Below are 20,954 nucleotides of genomic sequence, written 5' to 3'. Positions count from 1 at the left end.
GGGTAGCCCCTGCGCAGGTGATTGACTAGGCAGGAATTTCTCCATGACGTCTATTCTTGAACGCATTGTGGCGACCAAACGTGAAGAGATCGAACGGGCAAAAATTTTTGCCCCCGAAGATCACCTGCGGCGTTTGATCGAAGAACAGTCCCCACCACGGGATTTTCTGGCCGCCATTCGTGATGCCCCAGGGGTGGCGCTCATCGCCGAAGTCAAGAAGGCGAGCCCTTCCAAGGGCGTCATTCGAGAGAGCTTTAATCCCGTGGAGATTGCCCGAATTTATGAAGAACACGGGGCTACCTGCATCAGCGTTCTGACGGATGAGCCGTATTTTCAGGGGCATATCGAGTTCCTCCGCTGGATCAAGGACGCAGTTAAGATTCCTGTGTTGAGAAAGGATTTCATTCTTGACCCTTATCAGGTTCTTGAAGCCCGTGCCTACGGGGCGGACGCAGTGCTCCTGATCGCCGAATGTCTGGATGACGAGCAACTGCCCCAACTCTACGAAGAGGTGATCAAATGGGGAATGACACCTCTGGTGGAAATTTACGAACCGGAGAATCTGCGGCGTGTCGTAGAACTGGGCGTCAAGCTGATCGGCATTAACAACCGAAACCTTCGCACCTTTGAGGTGGATTTGAACCACACAATCCGCCTTCGTGCGGAGATCCCGTCCGATCGCCTAGTCGTGGGCGAAAGCGGTATCCAGAGCTATGAAGATGTGCAGCGGCTGGCGGCCGCCGGAGTGAAAGGCGTTCTCGTTGGGGAAAGCTTGATGAGAGAACCCGACATCGGGTTGGCTCTCGATCGTCTTTTAGGAAGAGGGGTTTGAACTACTCCCCCTGCTGCCACAAGTGCGTGGCAAAACCGCCCGGTTTCAGAACCCCGGCACTGCGGGGGCATCACCCGCAGAGGGTTGTCTCTCCAAGGGAATGACGAACATCGCCAGAATGACCGGGGCCTGTTCGGCCACCTTCTGGCTTCCCAATCGAATCTCGGCGACTTGGGGAAGAATGAGGCCAGCCACGAAAACCCGCTGTGATAGCTGGAGCGGAGGAGGATCCGGACGCAATCGAAGCAGCAGATGCCGTGGGCCCTCTCCCACTGCGACAAGGACTGCCTGACCCTGGAGCGGGCTTGCCACAGTGGCGACGCACACAATTCCTGATTGGACCTGATTCAGAGATTGCACGGCGAAACTGTTGAGTTTGTCCGTTACCGCGGCTGAAAAAAGATTCGGATCGAGCGACATGAATCGGGATTCCAACTGAGTCGCAGCCCGATCGATGATTTCGGGCGGAACACTCTGGGGAATTTGGCCGCGAACCTGAAGGTATTTCACGATGTTGGCAATCCGGGCAAGTTCAGAAATCTGCCGGTACTGATCCGGGGTTTGGGGGTTCCACCCCATCCCTGTGGCCGCCTTCCAAAGAGGATCGATTTGCGCCAGGTCCACGATTTGCTCTGGCGCGACATTTTCCAAAGACGGGGCTCTGGGCTCGGGGAGCGGACGCACCGGGGTATCTTTTGCCCGGGCCATCAAGTCCCGCAGATATCGAATGTGACTGGCGAATCCGTATTGGGCCAGTCGATGCACAAACGTGTTTACCCCCAGGACGCGTCCGGCACCGTCGAGAAGCGGTCCACCGCTATTCCCGGGGGAAATTTTGGCGTCATGCTGAATCCAGATCATGTTGGGAGGCGAGTGAATTTTGGCCACGATGTGGTCGGGGAAGTTTTGAATGAGTTCGGCGGTAGTGAGAACGCGGCTGACCACGCCTCGGGAAAGGGAAAAATCTACATTGTACGGATGCCCGATGGCATACACTTCCGTGCCTAGGGCGGGCGTCCCGTCATAGCTGAGGTCGAGAATAGTGGTCTTCGCAGGACGTTCCGCGAGCTGGAGAATAGCCAGATCCATTTCGGGAGCCTGGATGACGACCCCGGCAATCCGATATGTTTGCCCGTCGGCCGAGCGAACGTATGCACGGCTGTTCATGTTTTCGACCAGATGATTGTTCGTAGCGATCCATCCGCGATCGCCAATAAAAAACCCGGTGCCGGTTTCCACCGCTGCTCCCGCTTCCAACGGGATCTCGATTTTGACCACCGCCTGGCGGGCTTGCTCCAGTGTTCGGGCAACAAACACTTGATGGGGCGACCAGCGGAGGGGAGGCGGCGGCTGTTTCTCGGGAGTTGCGGGAAACACCTTTGTGCTGTTGGAACGTCCCAAACGCTGTTGAGTGCTGTCGAACCACCAGACGCCTCCGATGAGAGCCCCTAGACACGCGAGACCGCCAAATCCCACAAGCCACCAGTAGCGGGAGGTTTGTCTTTTGCTGCGGATGATTCGCGTCCGCAAGTCGTGAAAAGAATCGTCAGGTGCGACTCCCATCGGAGGCGGGGAAGACTTCTCGCTCCCTTTTTGTGACTTGCGTTCTCCAACCTGGGTGATCACGACCGGTCGCCGGCAATACGGACAGACAGCCTGACCCGCAGTCGCGGGTGGCGGAACCGGTCGCCTACCCTGGCAATAAGGACACACCCAGGTCATCGAAAGGTCCTGCTCGAATTGACCCTCATGATTCAACCTACAGGCATTATTCTAATCTTGCCAGAGGGAATTTCTTTGGATTTGGTGATTGCCACTTGCACCGCGCCCATCTGCGAGATGATCAAAAATCAGCCCGCGCCCTGCGCTCGTCTCTGGCAACTGCTTAGCGAGCGGTTCGGAGGACGTCACGCCCGACCGGCCGCCACTTCCAGGAAGTTCCAATCGCTTGTCCAGTAAGTCAGCATTTGGCCGCCTTAAACTGGTAACCCTTTCTCGCGATAAGTTGGGCGAAGGAATTTGGTATCTCCGAGTCCGGGTAACTTGCTTTTATGCATCTGACGGGTAAAAATACGCCGTACGAGAGCGGTCCTTGTGGCGACTGTTGCGTTGGATAGCGAGTCTGGCTAATCCCATCGGGTTCTAGCGGCAAGGAGAAAGGTGCACAATGTCCCAGTCGAAGCCTTACAATCGAGACAACGTGGGGAAAATCCTGGACCGGGCGATGGATGCAACAGGGGGAATCCTCCGCCTCACCCCTACATGGGTACCAAGGAGTTTTCTGCATCCCGGTCGGCGTATCAAACTGGCGACGGAAGACCTCTATGCTTTTGGAGCGCATCGCGGTGGGATCGACGAACGCTGGTTCGCCAGCACAACCGAAGCAGCCAACGAAGGACGCAACTGGGATGAGGGGTTAAGCTGGGTTCGTTTTGAAGGCGAACGATTCCTCTTAAAGGACGCCGTGGCCGAAGGTCAGGGCAAGATTGTCGGGCCTGACATCTGGAACAAATACCATCGTTGGCCCGTGTATTCCAAGTTTTTCGATAACGCGGGCCCTATTCCCCATCACATGCATCAGCGCCAGGAGCATGCGCAAAAGACCGGCCAGGAGGGTAAGCCGGAAGCCTATTACTTCCCGCCCCAGTTGAACGCTGCCGAAAATCATTTCGACTACACCTTCATGGGGCTTGAACCCGGCGTCACCAAAGATGACGTGAAGCGCTGCCTGGAAAACTGGAACAAGGGGGACAACGGGATTCTTGACTTGTCTCGGGCATACCGGCTGAAACCGGGAACCGGCTGGCTCATTCCGGCGGGTGTCCTCCACGCGCCCGGGTCTCGCTGCACGTATGAACCCCAGTGGGGGTCGGACGTTTTTGGAATGTTCCAGTCAATGGTCGAAGGACGCTACGTGCCCTGGGAACTGTGCGTGAAGGACGTTCCCAAGGAATACCAGCACGATCTCGACTACATCGTAGACCAACTCGACTGGGAAAAGAACGTCGATCCTTACTTCCGCGAACACAACTACCTGGAGCCCATCGTGGATGAGGAAAACTCCGGAGAAGGCTACACCGACCGCTGGATCGTCTACGGTCTGGTGGATGGCAAGCAGCTCTTCTCCGCCAAGGAGCTCACGGTGATGCCCGGCGCGAAATGCGTCCTTCGCGATCCAGGAGCCAGTGGCTGGATCACCGTCCAGGGATGCGGCTATATCAGTGTCCAGGGGTACGAGAAAAGCAAACTCTGGCTGCAGACACCCATCATGATCCGCTTCGGAGAAGAGCCGGACGACGAAATCTACATCACCTATGAGGCGGCCAAAGCCGGTGTCGTCGTGGAGAATACCGGCACCGAGCCGCTCGTGAGTCTGCGGTACTTCGGACCGGATGTCCATCCCAAAATGCCCAACGTCGGCGATTACAAAAAGCAGAGGCGGTAAGCCCGGTGGTAAGAGCCTGGAGCTTGCAGAGTCCGCGTCCCGAGATTAACGCCTTATCACCAAGCTAGGCGTCATCATTGGCCCTCGGTCAGGGTGGAATGTGATCTGCCCTGACCTTTTTTTCGCACCTGTGGTTTTTTTCCGCCGACGTTTTTCGCCCCTGGAAACGGCCATATTCGGCAACTGTTGATTTTGGGGTGGCGCGTTTGCTGCCTTTTTTCATCAGGACGAGAAAATATTGACACACGGCAGGACTTGCCACACCGAAACGTCGCCGCGAACAAGATTCCGTGCTCCGTTCTCTGATTTGGCGAGACAGAGTTTGACCTCGCTTTTAGCATGACCTAGGCTTTGAGAGGAGCAATGACAAACGCCTGGCAAAACTCCGCTTATCGTTGACCAGGCGGATTCTTTTTAATCCAGCATCCAACAGACAACTCATCCGGAAATGATGGACCGGCCACACAACATGCGGGGAGCTTGCCAGAGTTTCTAATCGGGAAGCGTTGTCTGGTGAGCAAACACGCTTTTGGCGAATTTGAACCCGATGCCGGATGGTGGGAGCGAGGCTGGTCGGTTCATGTCACCGGAGGGATGCCTATTGTCAGTCAGTGGAGAAAGGGGACCACGTATGACCGAGATCGCGGCGCCAGCTTCCGGTGCCTCCGAGACGCAGGCGACACCATTGCCCGGCGGAGTGACAGAACCTTTTGGGTCGGCAACGGGGACGCCTTCATCGGGTGTCATACCGTCCGGTCGGGAAACCGGGTCACCGGACATCGCACATTACGAACGACTCGTGGCAGCTCGGCTGGGAGTTTCGGCCGGTCTGTTTGCTGCCCTCCGCGTCCGTCACCTGCCGGCGGCCATCCATTCCTTCCGGGTAGCGCTCCTCTGCTCCGCCTGGGCCAAATGGCGCGGCATGACTGAGCAGGAACGCAATGAGCTTGAGGTTGCTGCTCTATTACACGACGTGGGGCTTATTGGGCTGCCCGATCAAATCCTTCTTAAACCCGGACCCTTGACTCCGGAAGACATCCCCTACGTCGACCGTGCCCGGCTGATGAGCGTGGAAATCCTCCGGCACGTCACGGACAATCAAAACATCCTGCAAATTGTGGGCAACGTACCGGCATGGTATGACGCGACTCGGGCGGGGTACTCTTTGTGGGGACGGGCTATTCCCGAGGCGGCACGAATGATCGCCGTCGCCGAAGCCTTCGACGCAATGACCACGGATCACCTCTATCGCCCCGCAATGAGCGTGGAACGGGCATTTGCTGAGCTGTATCATGGGGCGGGCCGTCAATTTGACCCTGATCTTGTTGAAGAGTTTGTCCGGTTTTATCAGGGGGGGCTGGATGCTGCCAAAGAAGACGTCGTCCGACGGTGGCTGACCGACCTGGACGCTGAGTCGGTCAACCATCTGTGGCGATGGGTCTCCCCCACCCAAACCATTCTGCCCCCTGAAATGGAGACCGTCTTCCAGCACCGCCTTCTGCAGAACATGCGGGACGGCGTCATCTTCGTCGATACTCAGGAGCTTATTCTCCAGTGGAATCCGGGGGCAGAGCGGCTCAGCGGAATCATGGCGGAAGCCGTGCGTTCGCGAAAGTGGTCCCCTACTATCCTTGGGTTGCGGAGCGAGCGAGGTGAACCGCTGACAGAGCAGGATTGCCCGGTTCTCACGGCCCTGCGATGCGGAACCCAGGTGCTGCGGCGTCTCAGTATGCAGGGCAGAAATCAGGAGAAGGTTCCGGTCGATCTCCACGCGGTGCCGGTGGTCCTGCAGGATGGAACTATTTTGGGCGCTGTCGCCATCCTCCATGACGCCTCCCCGGAAATCAATTTGGAACAACGACTCGAATACTTCCGCGAACGTGTTACCCGAGACCCACTCACGGACCTCGCGAATCGTGCTGAGTTTGACCGCATGTTGCCGCTCTTCGTGGAGCAATACCAGCGGCGAGGAATTCCCTTCAGCCTCATCATCTGCGACCTTGACCGATTCAAACAGGTCAATGACACCTACGGTCATCAGGCCGGCGACGACGCACTGCGCACACTGGCGGGCGTGCTGCGGCGGTATTCGCGGTCCGGCGACCTTGTGGCACGATACGGCGGCGAAGAATTCGTCATGCTCTGTGCTGCGTGTGATATCGCGACCGCCACCCGTCGCGCGGAGGAAATGCGGGAAGCCCTCACCCGCACACCAATTCCTCGCCTGAACGGCCGGGTGGTGACCGCCAGCTTTGGCGTCACGGAAGTTCAGCCAGGCGATACCCCCGAAACAATTCTGCGACGGGCAGACCGAGCGCTTCTCATGGCCAAGGCCAATGGCCGAAATATGGTCGTCCAGCTAGGAGTTGGCAATAACGGCGACTCCGCACCTGTCACCCCCAAGCGCTGGTGGTGGCCTCCTGCATCTGCAGAAACCGTGGTGGAAGAGACCCTGATCAGTCCCTTTCCCCTCCCCCTGGCGATGGAAAAACTGCACGGATTCATTGCCGATCATCAGGCGCGAATTCGCAAAATCCAGGGAAACCGCCTGGAAATGGAGATCGAGGTCAAGAACCCCCTCCGCAGCCGACGCCGTTCGGACCGTCCCGTGTGCTTCGACATGGTGGTGGTCATGAGCGAAGACAAACCCGCCACCGAGGAAAAACCGGCGCGGTCGCGCTTCGGTATCAAGATAGCGCCGAAGTCCAGCCGGGAACGTCGTCGTCGCGAAATTGCTGCTCGGTTGGAAGAACTTCTCGCCAGTTTTCGTTCCTATCTGGCCATTTCCGAGGCGCAACCCCATCACAAATACTCAATTTGGGCACGCCTGCGCGACCTGTTTCAAAAAAGCCTGTCATGGCCGATGGGTAGGCCTTGGCTCTGCTGACCCTTTCCCTGCCCACCAACTGGTCTGTACCATGAAGGTAGGATATAGCCGGCGTTCGGAATGCCGTTGCCCGGGAAATGCTTTAAGGAAAAGCGCATGTCGAATTGTCGGCGGAATCCCTCGCAGGCAAATTCCTCTTAATTCCCATGGAACGCGAATTTACACCAGGAGCGCTTCGTGCGCTGGCTGCCGCCGCAACCTGGCAGTTTGGAGAAGGCTTCGGCGGTCTTCGGCTGGTAAGTATCCTTATGGGTCTGCTCGCTGAACCTGAATGCCGCGCGGCGATGATTTTGCGGGAACTCGGTATCAGCGAGGAGTTGCTTCTTGCCCGCTGGCCGGAGCTCCATCGGACTCCAGAGCCGCCACCTATCCCCCTGGAGTCGCCACCCCAATTTCATCCCGAAGTAAAAAGCCTTTTCACGGCGGTCGATCTGTATATGGACTGGGGAGATTGGCCACCTATTATCTCGACGGAGCATTTACTCTTGGGATTGGCAGGCTGCGACCACCCCGTTGCCGACTGGCTCCGTGAACAGGGTCTGAATTTCACACAACTCCGGCAACAAATTTTGCAGCGCTATGGCACTGGTGGGCAGTGGCGACCGGCATCAGAGGAACCAGTCGTGGCCCAAACCGAAAGTCTTCCGCTGCCCGAGGAGGTAGGATCGAGATCTGCGCCCGAAACCAACCAAGCGCAGACTGTGGCGTGCCATTTTTCGGAAACACTCGAAGAAGAAAGATTGCAGCCAAAAGAAACGTCAGCAGATTCTCGGAATACATCGTCCGGCGAGCGAGAAAGTGCTGGTGGCCTTTCGCAACTTACCCCATCCACAGCAATGGGTCTTTATCGCATCGTGGATGCAGCGATCAACCGTGCGTTGGAAGGCCTTCGGGTCGTGGAAGATTATGTGCGGTTTGTGCTGGATGATCCCTTTCTTATGGGAGAAGTCAAAGACACCCGCCATGCGTTTTCCCGGCTTGCAGGGGAATTTCCCATGACCTACCGCCTCGCCGCTCGGGAAACCCAATTCGATGTCGGCACCCGGATCAAGCATTCCCATGAAATGAAGCGGGAGTCAGTCGAAGGGCTGATCGATGCGAACTTATCCCGCGTCCGCGAGGCCATCCGCAGCGTCGAAGAATGCGCAAAGGTGCTCCAACCGGAACTGGCGGAGCGCTTTGAGCAACTCCGGTACCGGTGTTACACACTTCATCGGGCTATCCGCATCACTGAACTCTCGCGGAAACGTCTGCAAAACGCGCGACTTTATGTTCTGGTAGATGCCCGACCTTCACCCGATGAATTTCAGGCCCTGATAACGTCGCTCGTTCAGGCCGGCGTTGACATGATCCAGCTCCGGGAGAAAAAACTTGAGGATCGTTTACTCCTGGAGAGGGCACGGATTGCTCGCAAAATCACCCGGGGCACACAGACGCTGTTCATCATGAACGATCGGCCGGACCTGGCCGTCCTGAGTCACGCGGATGGGGTCCATGTGGGCCAGGAGGAACTGACGGTCAAAGATGTGCGTGCCCTCGTGGGGCCGGAGATGTTGATAGGGGTTTCCACTCATAACATCGAGCAGGCCCGACAAGCGGTGCTCGACGGAGCCAATTACATTGGCTGTGGTCCCACGTTTCCATCCTCGACCAAACAATTTTCGCACTTTCCCGGACTGGATTTTTTACGGGAGGTGGCCTCAGAAATCACCCTGCCCGCCTTTGCCATCGGAGGCATTAACGAGTCGAATATTGAAGAAGTGCTGAACACGGGAATTTCCCGCGTGGCGGTGTCCGCGGCTGTGGTCGACGCTCCCGATCCCCCGGCCGCCGCGAAACGGCTTCTCGCCAAACTTCAGGATAAGCCCCTCCGTTGACGGCCGGTAAACGAGCTCGTTTGATTGGAACGCATGTCAAAACGATGGTAAAATTCTGCAAATGGCTTTACAGCCGGAATAGAATTTCAAAGACGGTTCCGGGAAAGACGTGAGAAACGGGTTGAGAGCACACGCTGCCCATCCTGCCTTTCAAGGATGACTATCAAGACGTTCCAGCATTTGAGGAAGTCCCCAGTCGATGGGAGGCTGCCGTTGCGGGTTCAAGGAGCCACTTGGTCACCCAAATGGCAGCGAACCTGCAAATGTGGCAACTCAATTGAATCGGAACAGCCATTTGGCTTACCGGCCCCAATAAGTGGAAACAACCGAAACAATGGAGAGCTGGGAACTCCGCGAGTCGCAGCGACATTGTGTTTTTTGAGGCAGAATGATCCACTGAAAGAGGAAATGAGGAGGTATTGACCCAATGAAGAAGCGGTTGGGAGTCATTGCTCTAGTGGTTGGTGCCGCGTGGTGTGCTTCCACGGCCTTGGCCGTAACGCAGTTTCGCACACAGTTCGTCGCTCGCTACGTGAAGAAAGACAGTAACGATCCGAAAGACCGGGCTTTTGCCGAGTTGGTTGAGCGCGCCGGGTGCAATATTTGCCATCTGGGAGATGACAAGACCAAGCGGAACGCCTACGGCCAGGCCCTCGACAAGTTGCTTGATCGGAAGACAGACGCACGGGACAAAGAAAAGATTCAGAAGGCGCTCGAGATCGTTGAAAAAGAAAAGGTTGATCCGAAGGATCCCAAGTCTCCTACCTTCGGCGATCGCATTAAGGCTGGCAAACTTCCGGTAGATGTGCCACCCGAACTGATGGAGTGACGGCTCTGCGCCCGTTTGAGCGTGCTAATCCGGGCAATTTATCGCCGGTGGATTCACACCGGCGTTTTTTCTTGATATCCTGGCTACACGGCTCTGCTCGTGGTCGCGCGTGAGCCTGTTGGATCTGTTGGGTGAGGTCCGCTTTGGAGAAAGGCAACGGTATGACACAGCGGATTGCTAGCATCCGGGTTGGAATAGTGGCTACCTTGGCTTGGTTGACCGCCTGCCACACGGCGTCAGCGCAAATGTACAAAGAGCTCCATGCCAAATTGGAGAAGCGTGTGTACAAGAACGCGGAGGGGGAAACGCTTCCTTACCGTCTGTGGCTTCCAGAAAACTACGATGCCAGCAAGAGGTACCCCCTCATCATCTTTTTGCACGGGGCGGGCGAGCGCGGCGACGACAACGAGGCCCAGCTCAAGAACGATGAGTTTTTGACACTCGTCCTAGACCCCCAGCATCCCGCTATCCTGATTGCTCCGCAATGTCCCCGTGATTCGTGGTGGGCGAACATCCGACGTCGGGTAGATTCTTCTGAAGCTTGGCCCAATGAAATCACGCGCCCCATGAAGCTGGTTATCGAACTCTTCGATCAAATTCGCAAGGAATTGAGTGTGGATCCCGATCGCTGCTATGTCACCGGGCTTTCCATGGGCGGATTTGGTACGTTTGACCTTTTATTGCGTCGTCCGCATGATTTCGCCGCGGCTGTTCCGATTTGTGGCGGTGGGGATACTTCGCGTGCCAAGGAAATCGCCCATATCCCGATGTGGATCTTCCACGGCGGCGCTGATCCCGTGGTACCTGCGTCCCTATCCCAAGCCATGGTCGAAGCCCTTAAAAAAGCAGGCGGAAAGGTGCGCTACACGGAATACCCCGGGGTGGGCCACAACTCGTGGTCCCGGGCGTATCAGGAGCCGGAACTTCGGGACTGGCTGTTCCAGCAAGTCCGGTCCAACCCAGCCGAATCGTCGGGTTCCTGAGACGAATTGTTGATCACGATCACCCCAGCAAGGCCTCCCGAACATGGCGACCGAGTCACCCCGTGACACCCCGAGAACGTTGTGATTATCTTGGGGTGTTGTAGGTCGAGATATGTGATGCCTTTGTCTCAGGTCCTTGGGTAGAGTTCGAAACCCTTGCCCGCTGGCATCACACCATCCGGAGAATCCCCCAGAATTTGGAAAATCTTTCATACCAGGAGGATGTTCATGATGAGCAAGACCGATCGCCGGACATTTCTTGCTGCTGGCGGCGTAGCCGTGGCTTCGTTTATTAATCGCGATCTGGTATTTGGGAGCGAAGCCAACTCTCGGGTCCGCCTGGGACTCATCGGATGTGGTGGCCGCGGACGCTGGATCGCCAATTTGTTCCGAGAACACGGGGGTTACACAATTGTGGCGGTCCATGATTATTTCTCCGACCGCGCCGAGGCTGGGGGAACGCAGTTTGGAGTCCCGGAAAACCGCCGTTACACCGGGCTGCTGGGTTATCGGCGGATGCTCGACGATGGGGGTCTGGACGCCGTCGCCATCGAAAGCCCGCCGTTCTTTCATCCTGAACAGGCCGCCACAGCCGTCGAAGCCGGCGTGCACGTTTTTCTGGCTAAACCCGTGGCAGTCGATGTGGCGGGTTGCCGGGTGATTGAACAGGCTGGCCAGAAAGCGACGTCCAGGAAACTCGCATTTCTTGTGGATTTCCAAACCCGGGCGTGCCCGCTTTATCAAGAGGCGGTCCGTCGTGTTCAGGGCGGTGATATCGGCACGATTGTGAGTGCCGAGGCGGTTTATTATTGCGGTCCCACATGGGTGGCACCGGCCGACCTGGACGTGAAAAACCCCGAAAACCTGCTCCGGGCATGGGGGGCGTTTCGGGTTCTTTCCGGTGACATCATTACCGAGCAGAATATCCACGCCCTGGATGTGGCCACCTGGTTCCTGGATGCAGCGCCCGAGCGAGCCTACGGAGTGGGCGGTCGCAAAGGCAAAACCGGCCCCGGAGATTGCTGGGATCATTTCTCCGTCATTTTTACCTTTCCCAATGACGTCATTCTTACCTTCGCTTCCAAGCAGTATGGAGCCGGTTACGACGACATTGGCTGCCGTATCTTCGGCACGGACGGGACGGCCGACACCCACTACTTCGGGACTGTCAGCATCCAGGGGAAGAAACCTTTTCCGGGGGGCGCGACCGGAAATCTTTACACAGATGGTGCCAAAACAAATATTGCAACCTTTTTCGAGGCCATTACAAAGGGGGATTTCAGCAATCCCACTGTGGCTCCCAGCGTCCGCAGCAATCTCACAACGATCCTCGGACGAATGGCTGCGTACCAAAAAGCAGAGGTCACGTGGGATCAAATGCTGGCCACGAACGAACGATGGGACTTCGATATGACAGGCCTCAAGCAATAACTCGCCGCGATTCGCGTTACCGTATGCGAGCGATTTCTTGGACTGTTCTTTTCCCGCTCACCGTCGCCATCCTCGGATTGGGGGCGATTGTGGTTTGGGTGGTTGCGGTGCCGGCGCCGCCCCTGGCACGCCGCGTCCCCGGATTGGATCGCCCTGTGCAACCACTCAGAAGGGAGTCCCAAAAACACGAGTTGTCCGGCACACTTGTTACGCTGGATGGAAAACCGTCATCAATTTCGGGAGAATGGCCGAGGTTCCGTGGGCCCAATCTGGACGCGATTTGGGAAGATCCCAGTGTGACCCTTGCCCGTTCCTGGCCCCCGGAGGGTCCCCGGCGAATCTGGTCCATCGAGGTGGGGGAAGGATTTGCAGCGGCGGCGATCAAGGACGGTCGGGTGTACCTCATCGATTACGATCGCGAAAAGGAAGAGGACGTTGTTCGGTGTCTGTCGCTGGACGATGGGCGGGATATTTGGCAGTTCCGCTATCACAATACTGTCAAACGCAACCATGGCATGTCCCGCACCATTCCCACGGTGACCGACAAGTACGTGGTAACCATCGGCCCAAAGTGCCACGTAGCCTGCCTGAACCGCCTGACAGGCGAAAAGTACTGGCTCATCGACATGGCGGAGCGGTGGGGAGCTACTGTCCCCCCCTGGTACACGGGACAATGCCCCTTGGTGGAAAACGACCGAGTCATCCTTGCACCGGGTGGACCTCAAGCACTCATGGTGGCCCTTGACGCGGCAACGGGCAAAGAATTCTGGAGGACGCCCAACCCCCGCGACTGGAAAATGACCCATTCTTCCATCATGCCGGTCGTATTTCAGGGTGTTCGGATGTATGTCTACTGTGCCACAGGTGGGGTGGTCGCGGTTCGAGCGGATAATGGTGCGATCATCTGGGACTCTCCCGAATGGAAGATTAGCCTCGCAACCGTTCCCGCTCCGCTTCCTCTGCCCGATGGTCGCATTTTTTTCTGTGGCGGGTACGACGCGGGATCTCTGTTCATGCGTTTAAAAAATGAGGGGGACAAAATTCTCCCCCTAGTGGAATCGCGGCTTCCCCCCCAGCAATTCGGCTCGACCCAACAGACGCCTGTCCTGTACAAAGGTTTTATCTACGGCGTGCGGGAAAAAGACAAACAAATGGTCTGCCTGGACCTGAACGGCAACCAGCGATGGGCCAGTGGTTCCCAGTACCGGTTCGGATTAGGACCGTATATGATCGCGAATGGTCTGCTTCTGGCGTTGGACGATGACGGCACGCTCACCGTGGCAGAGGCGACGCCTGAAGCCTTTCGGCCTCTGGCCCGGGCTCGAGTGTTGGAGGGCCATGACTGCTGGGGGCCGATGGCCATTGTGAAGGGACGTCTCATTGTTCGCAGCAGCACGGAGATGGTTTGCCTGGATTTGACGGCCAACTGAAATTGAGGGCAGTCTATCGACATCTTGCCCGGAACACCACTATGGACACAAGAGAAAAACACGCTTTTCTGCTGCATCCATCGGTTGCTGGCTTGAAAACCATTCCGAGGGGTGCGCTTCGGCAGGAAGCGCTGCTGGCTCTCACTTGCGTCGTCGTGGGCCTGATCATTGGAGCCACGGCCGTCTTTGTGTACCGAAATCACCTGCGGAGTCCTCGCACCAACGCACTCCCAGAGCGCTTTGTCTATACCCTTGACAGTTTTGTGTCCGTGCCCGAGGAAAAGGTTATTTTTGAACCCGCCTGGCAGGTCGAGATTCCCGGGAAGGACGTGCGGCGGCTGGCTGTGTTTGAAACGAAGGCGTGGGTCGCCTTGGATGATCAACTGCTTGCTGTGGCTCTCTCGACCAAAGGGGCACGTTTGGAAGAAAGAGTTGCTCTATCTTTCCCGCCACAGTGTCTCGCTGTGGGAAAGCTGCCTCCGCCGCAAAACGGTGGAACGGGCAATGATTCCGAATCGGACCTGCTCTTTTGGGTGGGAAGCGGTTCCCGCGTGACCGTCTTGACTCCAGCGGGCGAGGTTCGGTCGGAGTGGAACTTTTTTGGCTCTAAGGCCATCATCACCGACATCGTGGTTGCTGGAGACAACATTTTCGTGGCGGATGCCGGCAACCGGGTGGTGCACCGGGTTGACATGCACGGCGAAAAAATCGCTGAAATTGGGCACCGCGACGCCGATCGCGGGATTCTCGGTTTTATCATTCCTAGCCCCTACTTCGATCTCGCCTGGGGTTCCGACGGTCTCTTACGCGTGGTCAACCCCGGCGTGCGTCGCATTGAACTTTATACACCGGATGGCGATTTGGAAATCTTCTGGGGAAAAGCGGGACTCGATGAGGCAGGTTTCTGTGGCTGTTGCAACCCCGCTCATATCGCCCTATTCTCTGACGGGAGGGTGGTGACGGCGGAAAAGGGAATTCCACGTGTGAAAATTTACTCGGCACACGGCGAGCTATTAGGTTGGGTGGCTTCTCCTGAACATTTCGCGCCGTCCAGCAAATGGCAAGAGACACGGGACGAGGACCGACTCCCTGTGCTGGACGTGGAAGTGTTTTCGCCCCCAGAAAGCCCCAACGAGCAATGGGTCCTCGTTCTTGATCCCGGACGGCGCGTTTTGGAGGCTTTTCGGCCGAAGCAGGAGAGCCAACCTGCCACTTCCGACCATGCCGAGGGAACTGCGATGCAAATGAGGGAGACAATCAGCGGTGACTCTACCGCTAAGGAATAGCAAGACCGGGTATCGTGGAGTATGGTGGACTGGGCGGCGCTGAGGTATCGTGTTTCGGTGGTCCGTTCACAATCGTAAGCAACGTAGGAGGTGGGGACGACCTAGTGGAATCCCGTTGACAAAGAAGAGAAGTCCCAGCCATGACGAATTCTCATGTGGCAATTCATCAACAGAACTACGCCCGTAAAGCTGGCCCGTCTGTGACCCGGCGGGACTTCTGGTGCGAGTCGCTCCGGGCTGCCGCCCTGATTGCACTCTCGGCAATGACGGTACGTCTTGGACTGCGGCGTGCGGATTCGCAAGCGGGTGCCGATTGCCGGCGGTCGATTTGCGAGGGTTGTTCGCGGGTTGCCGCATGCTCCTTGCCGCAAGCTCAGATTTTTCGAAAGAGTTTGCAGGGTTCTCGGACTAACGACACCTCTCCCGAAGGAAAAAACCTGGCCGGCGAGCGGCGAAAGCCTCCGCTCAATCAGGAGCTGGGTGCTACACGATTCGGGAGGTCAGTTCATGGTGGGTCGCCGGGTTCTTAGTTGGAGAGCAGTGCCATGAGCCCAGGTGGCAGTGAGAAGCGTCTGTCACGGCGAGAAATGTTGCGGGAAGGAATCCAGATGGCAACGTTTCTCGGCGTGGGCGGGCTGGTCGGGTTCCTGGCAGGCAAAAAAGCCTCCGGGGACCTCTTGGTCTGGCAGATCGATCCTTACAAGTGCATCGCCTGCGGCAACTGTGCAACGCATTGCGTGCTGGACCCGTCCGCGGTCAAGTGTGTCAACAGCTTTCCCATGTGCGGCTACTGCGATTTGTGTACCGGCTATTTTCCGCCGGAGCCACTGGCCCTCAATACAGGTGCCGAAAACCAGCTTTGCCCCACGGGTGCCCTCATTCGGAAACTGGTCGAAGAGCCGTATTACGAATACACTATCGACGAGAATCTGTGCATCGCGTGCGGCAAGTGTGTGGTTGGCTGTGCCGCCTTCGGCAATGGTTCGCTTTACCTTCAGGTGAGGCACGACCGTTGCCTAAACTGCCACCAGTGCTCCATTGCCATCGCGTGTCCTTCGCAGGCTTTCGTCCGGCTTCCTGCATCCCAGCCCTATCTGTTAAAGCATCTCTACAAGCCAAGTGCCACACTGTGAATGCATTGTGGAGGTTTATCTCGCCATCGTGTCCGCTCACAAAAGACTTGGTCCGGTGATTCATCCAATATGATTGACCGCCTTCCCAAGCAGGAACAGCGTGAAAAACGTCGGTTACCGATAGCGCCCGGTTCGCAGAAAGGGTCAGCGTGGCGATGGAATGTGCTCATCTTTCTGGCGGTTATCACCGTCTTTTTATCTGGGCGTTGGATGGCGCTGGCCGTGGAACGCTTTCCTCCGCCCGATTTTACCTCCCATAAACTGCCGGAAACGCCTGTACCTCCGCCACCGTCACCCGTTTGGGAAATGGTGGACACGATCGCACTCGCCGTCGCCCTGGGGACTGCGACCTACCTGGCTTTGGCGAAGCGATCGCGAAACGGGCTGTTTGTATTGGCCGGTATCAGTTTGTTTTGGTTCGGCTTTCATCGGGAAGGGTGCGTCTGCTCAATTGGCGCTATTCAGGATGTTGCTCAGGGGCTTTTTGATGGACGGTATGCTATCCCGTGGAGCATCCTGCTCTTTTTTGCGCTCCCGATTGCTTTTGCCCTATTCTTTGGGCGAGTGTTTTGTGCAGCCGTATGTCCCTTGGGAGCTATTCAGGAAATCGCTGCCGTTCGCCCGCAGAAGTTGCCCGACTGGTTGGAGCACGCCCTGGGGCTTTTCCCCTGGATATACCTTGGACTGGCGGTTCTTTATGCGGCAACCGGCACCAGCTACGTCATTTGCGAGTACGATCCGTTTGTGGCGTTTTTCCGGCGGTCGGGTGCCACATCCATGCTGGTCTTCGGTGGCAGTTTACTTCTGATAGGGATTTTTATCGGGCGACCATACTGCCGGTTCCTCTGCCCGTATGGAGCACTCCTGGGCCTGTGCTCCAAACTGGCGCGCTGGCATGTGCGCATCCCCCCGACCGAATGCATTCGGTGCCGACTGTGTGAAGATGCATGTCCGTATGGGGCAATCGTCGCGCCCGTGCCGCCCCTTCCTCGGGGAGAAAGGCAAACGGCCCGACGACGTCTGGCGGTCATGCTGGCCGCTGTTCCTCTTTGGTTGATCGCGGGAGGACTCGGAGGTTACGCCCTGCATCCGCTTCTGGCACAGTTAGATCCCCAGGTGCGACTGGCGCAATGGGTCCGGGCAGGTCAAGTGCCGCCGGACAACAAATTTGCTCAGGACGCCATCAAAGCTTTTCACAATTCCGGCGTAAGCGAAAATGTTCTGTTTCAGAAGGCCGTGGAGCGACTTCGCGTGTTCGCCCGTGCTAGCACCGCCTTTGGATTATGGGTCGGTCTGGTGATTGGCCTCAAGTTTGTGCAACTGGTCACCCGGCCTCGACGGGAAGAGTACCTCCCTGATCCCCGTCGCTGTGTGGCGTGCGGGCGATGTTTTTGGTACTGTCCGGAAGAGCAGATTCAACGGGGCTGGCTGTCCTGGGAAGAGGTTGCCCAACTCCCGCGCGCACGGATCCCAGAGGCCCCATCCCCGCTTCCAAGCGGGAATGCTCGCTGACCTCACCGCGCGTGAGAACAATCAAGAACGGGAAACCTGCACCAACGATAGCCCAATCCAGTCGCGACAAGAACGGTCTCCGCGCACTTGTACGACACCACGACATTGAGCGAGAGGCAGTGGCGAGCACACTGATCCAAAGTGCAAAGGCGCGAATTCCGGGAGGATCGATGCGATGACAACGGGTTCGCCGAAAGAGACAAGCGATCTCACAAACCAGGCGAATAGCGAGTTGACAACCCCATCTGGACCGTTGCCCGGTTTCGTAGCGGCGCTGCGGGTTGCGGTGGTGGCTGGTGTCTTCACCCTTGTAGTCACCGCCTTGCTGGTATGGAACTATGTCACCCATCTCGCCAAGGATCCTCTCGATTCTCCCCAGTATCTGGCGCTTCAGAAGCAGTTGGCTGCTGACCCTCAGAATGAACAACTCAAGGAGGCCATTCGGGAACTCGATCTTCGGTTGCGGCAGGAGTATTTCCGGGCAAGAACGTTCAATCGATGGGGAACACTCCTTTTGATTGCCGGCCTGATCACCTTCGCCATTTTTGCCAAAATTGCCTCGACACTTCGTCGGCCTTTGCCTCATCCAAGTGCGACTGAGGTGTGGGACGAGGCATTCGAGCGGGCTACCCGTCGGCGTTTGGTAGCGGTGGCGGGATTTGTTGTCCTGCTGATCGTAGCTGTAGCGATTTTGGCTTGGAGAGCGCGAGGCACCGTGCATCAGGCCCTCGCGTTGAGAGGAGCAGTTCCACACCAACCTGGTGGGGAACTGGCGCAGGGTTCCGGTCCTCAGAAAGAAAGCTCCCCTGAAGCAGCCGCCACCGGGCAGGACAAGCAGTCCGAGAAGTCCGGGACGGTTCAACCTGCGGTTTCCACCGGGGCGCCGGTCGGTAATGATGCGGCCCCCACGGAGGAATTCGCACGCTTCTGGCCACGGTTTCGCGGTCCGAATGGTGACGGAATTTCCACTCATCCGGACCCACCTGTCGAATGGAATGCGGAAGAGGGTCGGGGCATCCTTTGGAAAACGCCCATTGATCTTCCCGGCCACAATTCACCCGTTGTCTGGGACAAATTCGTTTTTGTCACGGGGGCAATAGAAGACCGACGGGTGTGCTATGCGCTGGATGCTGACTCTGGTAAGGTCCTCTGGCAGCGAGATATTCCACCCACTCCCGAAAGCCGGGGCAAGAAGCCCAAGGTCATGAAGGACACCGGGTTTGCCGCTCCTACAGCGGCCACCGATGGCCGCCGTGTGTATGCCGTTTTCGCCAACGGTGATGTTGCGGCTCTCGATTTTCAGGGAAACATTCTTTGGGTGAAAGGTCTGGGAATTCCGGATAACGCTTACGGACACGCTTCTTCCCTGTGTACCTACAGAAACTGGGTGATTGTCCTCTTCGATCAGGGAGAGCCAGACGACGACAAATCCAAACTGTTTGCGCTCGAAGGCCCCACCGGCCGGGTTGTTTGGCAAGTCACGCGTCCCACTGGTAACTCTTGGACCAGTCCACTCATTGCCAACCTGGCGGGAAAAGCACAACTGATCACTGTGGCCAATCCATTTGTGATTTCGTACAACCCTGAAGATGGCACCGAATGGTGGCGGTTTGACGGCACAACGGGGGATTGCGGGCCATCACCCACCGTCCATGGCGATCTAGTCATTGCCGGAGGCGAGTATTCCTATTACATGTACGCTATTCGGGGCGATGGATCGGGAGATGTTACGAAGACCCACAAAGTGTGGGAGGCAGAGGATGCCCTGCCGGATACCTGTAGCCCGCTGGCTTTTGACCATTATGCCTTATGGATATCGTCCACATCGGTTCTGGCGTGCTATAACGTGAACACGGGAGAAAAGCTCTGGGAACATGAATTCCCGGATAATACCTTTGCCTCCTCACCTTCTTATGCCGGGGGCAAGGTCTACCTGTTTTCCAAAGAGGGAGCCTGCTGGGTGGGGACGGTTACCGACCAGGAATTCAAGATCGAACACGAAAACTCATTGGGCGAAGGCTGTGTGACCAGTCCTGCGTTTCAGCCCGGGCGACTTTATATCCGCGGCGAAAAACACGTGTTCTGTATTGGACACTGACACTTTCGGATGAGAAGAAGCACGGCAATCGGACTGGCGCTGGGCAGGCCGGTGAAGCGTGTTGGACTCAGGACAATTCGTGCGAAACGCATCCTTCGACCAAATGTTTTTCATGGAAGATGTTCGACTCCGAACGAAAACGGGTTACAATTACAACAGCGCCGGTAAACAAAAATCGCCGTGCGGTTGAGTTGGCAAACGTCGGGTGGAAAAAAAGACAAAACCGATCCTTCGAATTTACAACTCATGAATAAAGTGAATGAGGTCTCTCTATCCTCAGCAGTGACTGCCGATGACTCGGTCTGTCAGCAATCGTCCATCGATCTCCGCATCGTTGACGAGATTGTGGAACGCTGCGGACGCGGGCCCGAGGCCGCGATTCCTATCCTCCAGGCCATTCAGAGCCATTTCCGTTATCTGCCTCAGGAAGCCCTCGAACGCGTCTGCGAATTGACGCAGGTTCGCCCGGCGCAACTGATCGGTGTGGCGACGTTTTACGGTCAATTTCGCTTCCGTCCCGTTGGCCAGCACATTATTCGCGTATGCCATGGAACAGCCTGCCATGTGAAAGGAGCACCACGGATTCAGGAATCGCTGGAGCGCCATTTGCGAATTCCCCATGGAGAAGACACCGACCCGGAAGGAATTTTCACTATTGAAAAGGTAGCCTGCCTGGGTTGCTGTACTCTGGCCCCCGTCATCCAGATCGATCACCTCACCTACGGACGGCTGACGCCAACTAAAGTCCCTAAAGTCCTCGCCGATTTTCTTCATCACGTGAAGGAGGGTATCCCCCATGACGAGCTGTTGGGCGGAACAGACGGTACTGCCCAGGGGGAAATCCGGGTCGGTTTGGGGTCGTGCTGTCAGGCGCAGGGGAGCAGGCAGGTCTTTGAACGTGTGAAAAGTCTGGCGGCTGTGGCGGGTGTTCCTGTACGGGTCAAACGGGTGGGCTGCGTCGGCATCTGTCATCAGACCCCCCTGGTAGAAGTCATCCCCAAGCGGGGACAGCCTCGGGTGTATTCCCGGGTGCAACCGGAAGATGTTCCCGCCATCATTCACCGGCATTTTCGACCGAAAAACTTCTTCGCCCGGCTGCACTACGGCTGGCAGCGGTGGCTGGATCATCTGCTCGGTGACGTCGACGAGGACAAACTGACGCCACAGCCCCTGGATGTCCGGGATCCACCTGTGGAGGCGTTTCTCGGCCG

General features: G+C 57.1%; 14 protein-coding genes. 13 read left to right on the top strand and 1 reads right to left on the bottom strand.

Annotation, left to right across the window (positions count from 1 at the left end; translation table 11 throughout):
- Nucleotides 1-43: 43 nt before the first annotated feature.
- Entirely contained in the window at nt 44-832 is a 789-nt protein-coding gene (gene trpC, locus ABJK56_RS11655) for an indole-3-glycerol phosphate synthase TrpC (RefSeq protein WP_347244844.1), read from the top strand.
- A gap of 45 nt (nt 833-877) precedes the next feature.
- Here the strand turns inward: trpC and ABJK56_RS11650 are convergent, their stop codons facing one another.
- Entirely contained in the window at nt 878-2,554 is a 1,677-nt protein-coding gene (locus ABJK56_RS11650) for a serine protease (RefSeq protein ID WP_347244843.1), read from the bottom strand.
- A 445-nt stretch (nt 2,555-2,999) separates the two neighbouring features.
- Here ABJK56_RS11650 and ABJK56_RS11645 point away from each other — a divergent pair, with 445 nt between their 5' ends.
- From ABJK56_RS11645 to ABJK56_RS11590, 12 genes are all read left to right on the top strand, one after another.
- Entirely contained in the window at nt 3,000-4,277 is a 1,278-nt protein-coding gene (locus ABJK56_RS11645; RefSeq protein ID WP_347244842.1) for a hypothetical protein, read from the top strand.
- A gap of 631 nt (nt 4,278-4,908) precedes the next feature.
- Complete coding sequence (locus ABJK56_RS11640; RefSeq protein ID WP_347244841.1) at nt 4,909-7,164, top strand: diguanylate cyclase; 2,256 nt, start codon at nt 4,909-4,911, stop codon at nt 7,162-7,164.
- A gap of 104 nt (nt 7,165-7,268) precedes the next feature.
- Nucleotides 7,269-9,041: a thiamine phosphate synthase gene (locus tag ABJK56_RS11635; RefSeq protein WP_347244840.1), complete on the top strand. Its 1,773-nt coding sequence runs from the start codon at nt 7,269-7,271 to the stop codon at nt 9,039-9,041.
- 427 nt (nt 9,042-9,468) lie between these two features.
- Nucleotides 9,469-9,870, top strand: a complete 402-nt coding sequence (locus ABJK56_RS11630) for a hypothetical protein (RefSeq protein ID WP_347244839.1) — start codon at nt 9,469-9,471, stop codon at nt 9,868-9,870.
- A 161-nt stretch (nt 9,871-10,031) separates the two neighbouring features.
- Nucleotides 10,032-10,853, top strand: coding sequence for an alpha/beta hydrolase-fold protein (locus ABJK56_RS11625; protein ID WP_347244838.1), 822 nt, complete (start codon nt 10,032-10,034; stop codon nt 10,851-10,853).
- A 228-nt stretch (nt 10,854-11,081) separates the two neighbouring features.
- Nucleotides 11,082-12,284: a Gfo/Idh/MocA family oxidoreductase gene (locus ABJK56_RS11620; protein ID WP_347244837.1), complete on the top strand. Its 1,203-nt coding sequence runs from the start codon at nt 11,082-11,084 to the stop codon at nt 12,282-12,284.
- 23 nt (nt 12,285-12,307) lie between these two features.
- Nucleotides 12,308-13,714, top strand: coding sequence for a PQQ-binding-like beta-propeller repeat protein (locus ABJK56_RS11615; RefSeq protein ID WP_347244836.1), 1,407 nt, complete (start codon nt 12,308-12,310; stop codon nt 13,712-13,714).
- Between the two features lie 41 nt (nt 13,715-13,755).
- On the top strand, nt 13,756-15,000 hold the full coding sequence (locus tag ABJK56_RS11610) for a hypothetical protein (RefSeq protein WP_347244835.1): 1,245 nt from the start codon (nt 13,756-13,758) through the stop codon (nt 14,998-15,000).
- A gap of 545 nt (nt 15,001-15,545) precedes the next feature.
- Entirely contained in the window at nt 15,546-16,133 is a 588-nt protein-coding gene (locus tag ABJK56_RS11605) for a ferredoxin (protein WP_347244834.1), read from the top strand.
- Nucleotides 16,134-16,202: 69 nt separating this feature from the next.
- On the top strand, nt 16,203-17,645 hold the full coding sequence (locus ABJK56_RS11600; RefSeq protein WP_347244833.1) for a 4Fe-4S binding protein: 1,443 nt from the start codon (nt 16,203-16,205) through the stop codon (nt 17,643-17,645).
- 175 nt (nt 17,646-17,820) lie between these two features.
- The gene (locus tag ABJK56_RS11595; protein ID WP_347244832.1) at nt 17,821-19,743 is read left to right on the top strand and encodes a PQQ-binding-like beta-propeller repeat protein; all 1,923 of its coding nucleotides are present in this window, start codon (nt 17,821-17,823) and stop codon (nt 19,741-19,743) included.
- A 246-nt stretch (nt 19,744-19,989) separates the two neighbouring features.
- Nucleotides 19,990-20,954: NAD(P)H-dependent oxidoreductase subunit E (locus tag ABJK56_RS11590; RefSeq protein ID WP_347244831.1), on the top strand; the 965-nt coding region annotated here is incomplete at its 3' end.

Origin of the sequence: Thermogutta sp., from assembly GCF_039793925.1 — a bacterium.
GTDB lineage: Bacteria > Planctomycetota > Planctomycetia > Pirellulales > Thermoguttaceae > Thermogutta.
The sequence above is the reverse complement of the archived record's forward strand: the minus strand, read 5'-3'. Positions and strand labels throughout refer to the sequence as shown.

Bases quoted from the DNA above. Each gene is read 5' to 3' on its own strand.
- trpC (WP_347244844.1), top strand. From the start codon at position 44: ATGACGTCTATTCTTGAACGCATTGTGGCGACCAAACGTGAAGAGATC.
- ABJK56_RS11650 (WP_347244843.1), bottom strand. From the start codon at position 2,554: ATGACCTGGGTGTGTCCTTATTGCCAGGGTAGGCGACCGGTTCCGCCA.
- ABJK56_RS11645 (WP_347244842.1), top strand. From the start codon at position 3,000: ATGTCCCAGTCGAAGCCTTACAATCGAGACAACGTGGGGAAAATCCTG.
- ABJK56_RS11640 (WP_347244841.1), top strand. From the start codon at position 4,909: ATGACCGAGATCGCGGCGCCAGCTTCCGGTGCCTCCGAGACGCAGGCG.
- ABJK56_RS11630 (WP_347244839.1), top strand. From the start codon at position 9,469: ATGAAGAAGCGGTTGGGAGTCATTGCTCTAGTGGTTGGTGCCGCGTGG.
- ABJK56_RS11625 (WP_347244838.1), top strand. From the start codon at position 10,032: ATGACACAGCGGATTGCTAGCATCCGGGTTGGAATAGTGGCTACCTTG.
- ABJK56_RS11620 (WP_347244837.1), top strand. From the start codon at position 11,082: ATGATGAGCAAGACCGATCGCCGGACATTTCTTGCTGCTGGCGGCGTA.
- ABJK56_RS11615 (WP_347244836.1), top strand. From the start codon at position 12,308: ATGCGAGCGATTTCTTGGACTGTTCTTTTCCCGCTCACCGTCGCCATC.
- ABJK56_RS11610 (WP_347244835.1), top strand. From the start codon at position 13,756: ATGGACACAAGAGAAAAACACGCTTTTCTGCTGCATCCATCGGTTGCT.
- ABJK56_RS11605 (WP_347244834.1), top strand. From the start codon at position 15,546: ATGAGCCCAGGTGGCAGTGAGAAGCGTCTGTCACGGCGAGAAATGTTG.
- ABJK56_RS11600 (WP_347244833.1), top strand. From the start codon at position 16,203: ATGATTGACCGCCTTCCCAAGCAGGAACAGCGTGAAAAACGTCGGTTA.
- ABJK56_RS11595 (WP_347244832.1), top strand. From the start codon at position 17,821: ATGACAACGGGTTCGCCGAAAGAGACAAGCGATCTCACAAACCAGGCG.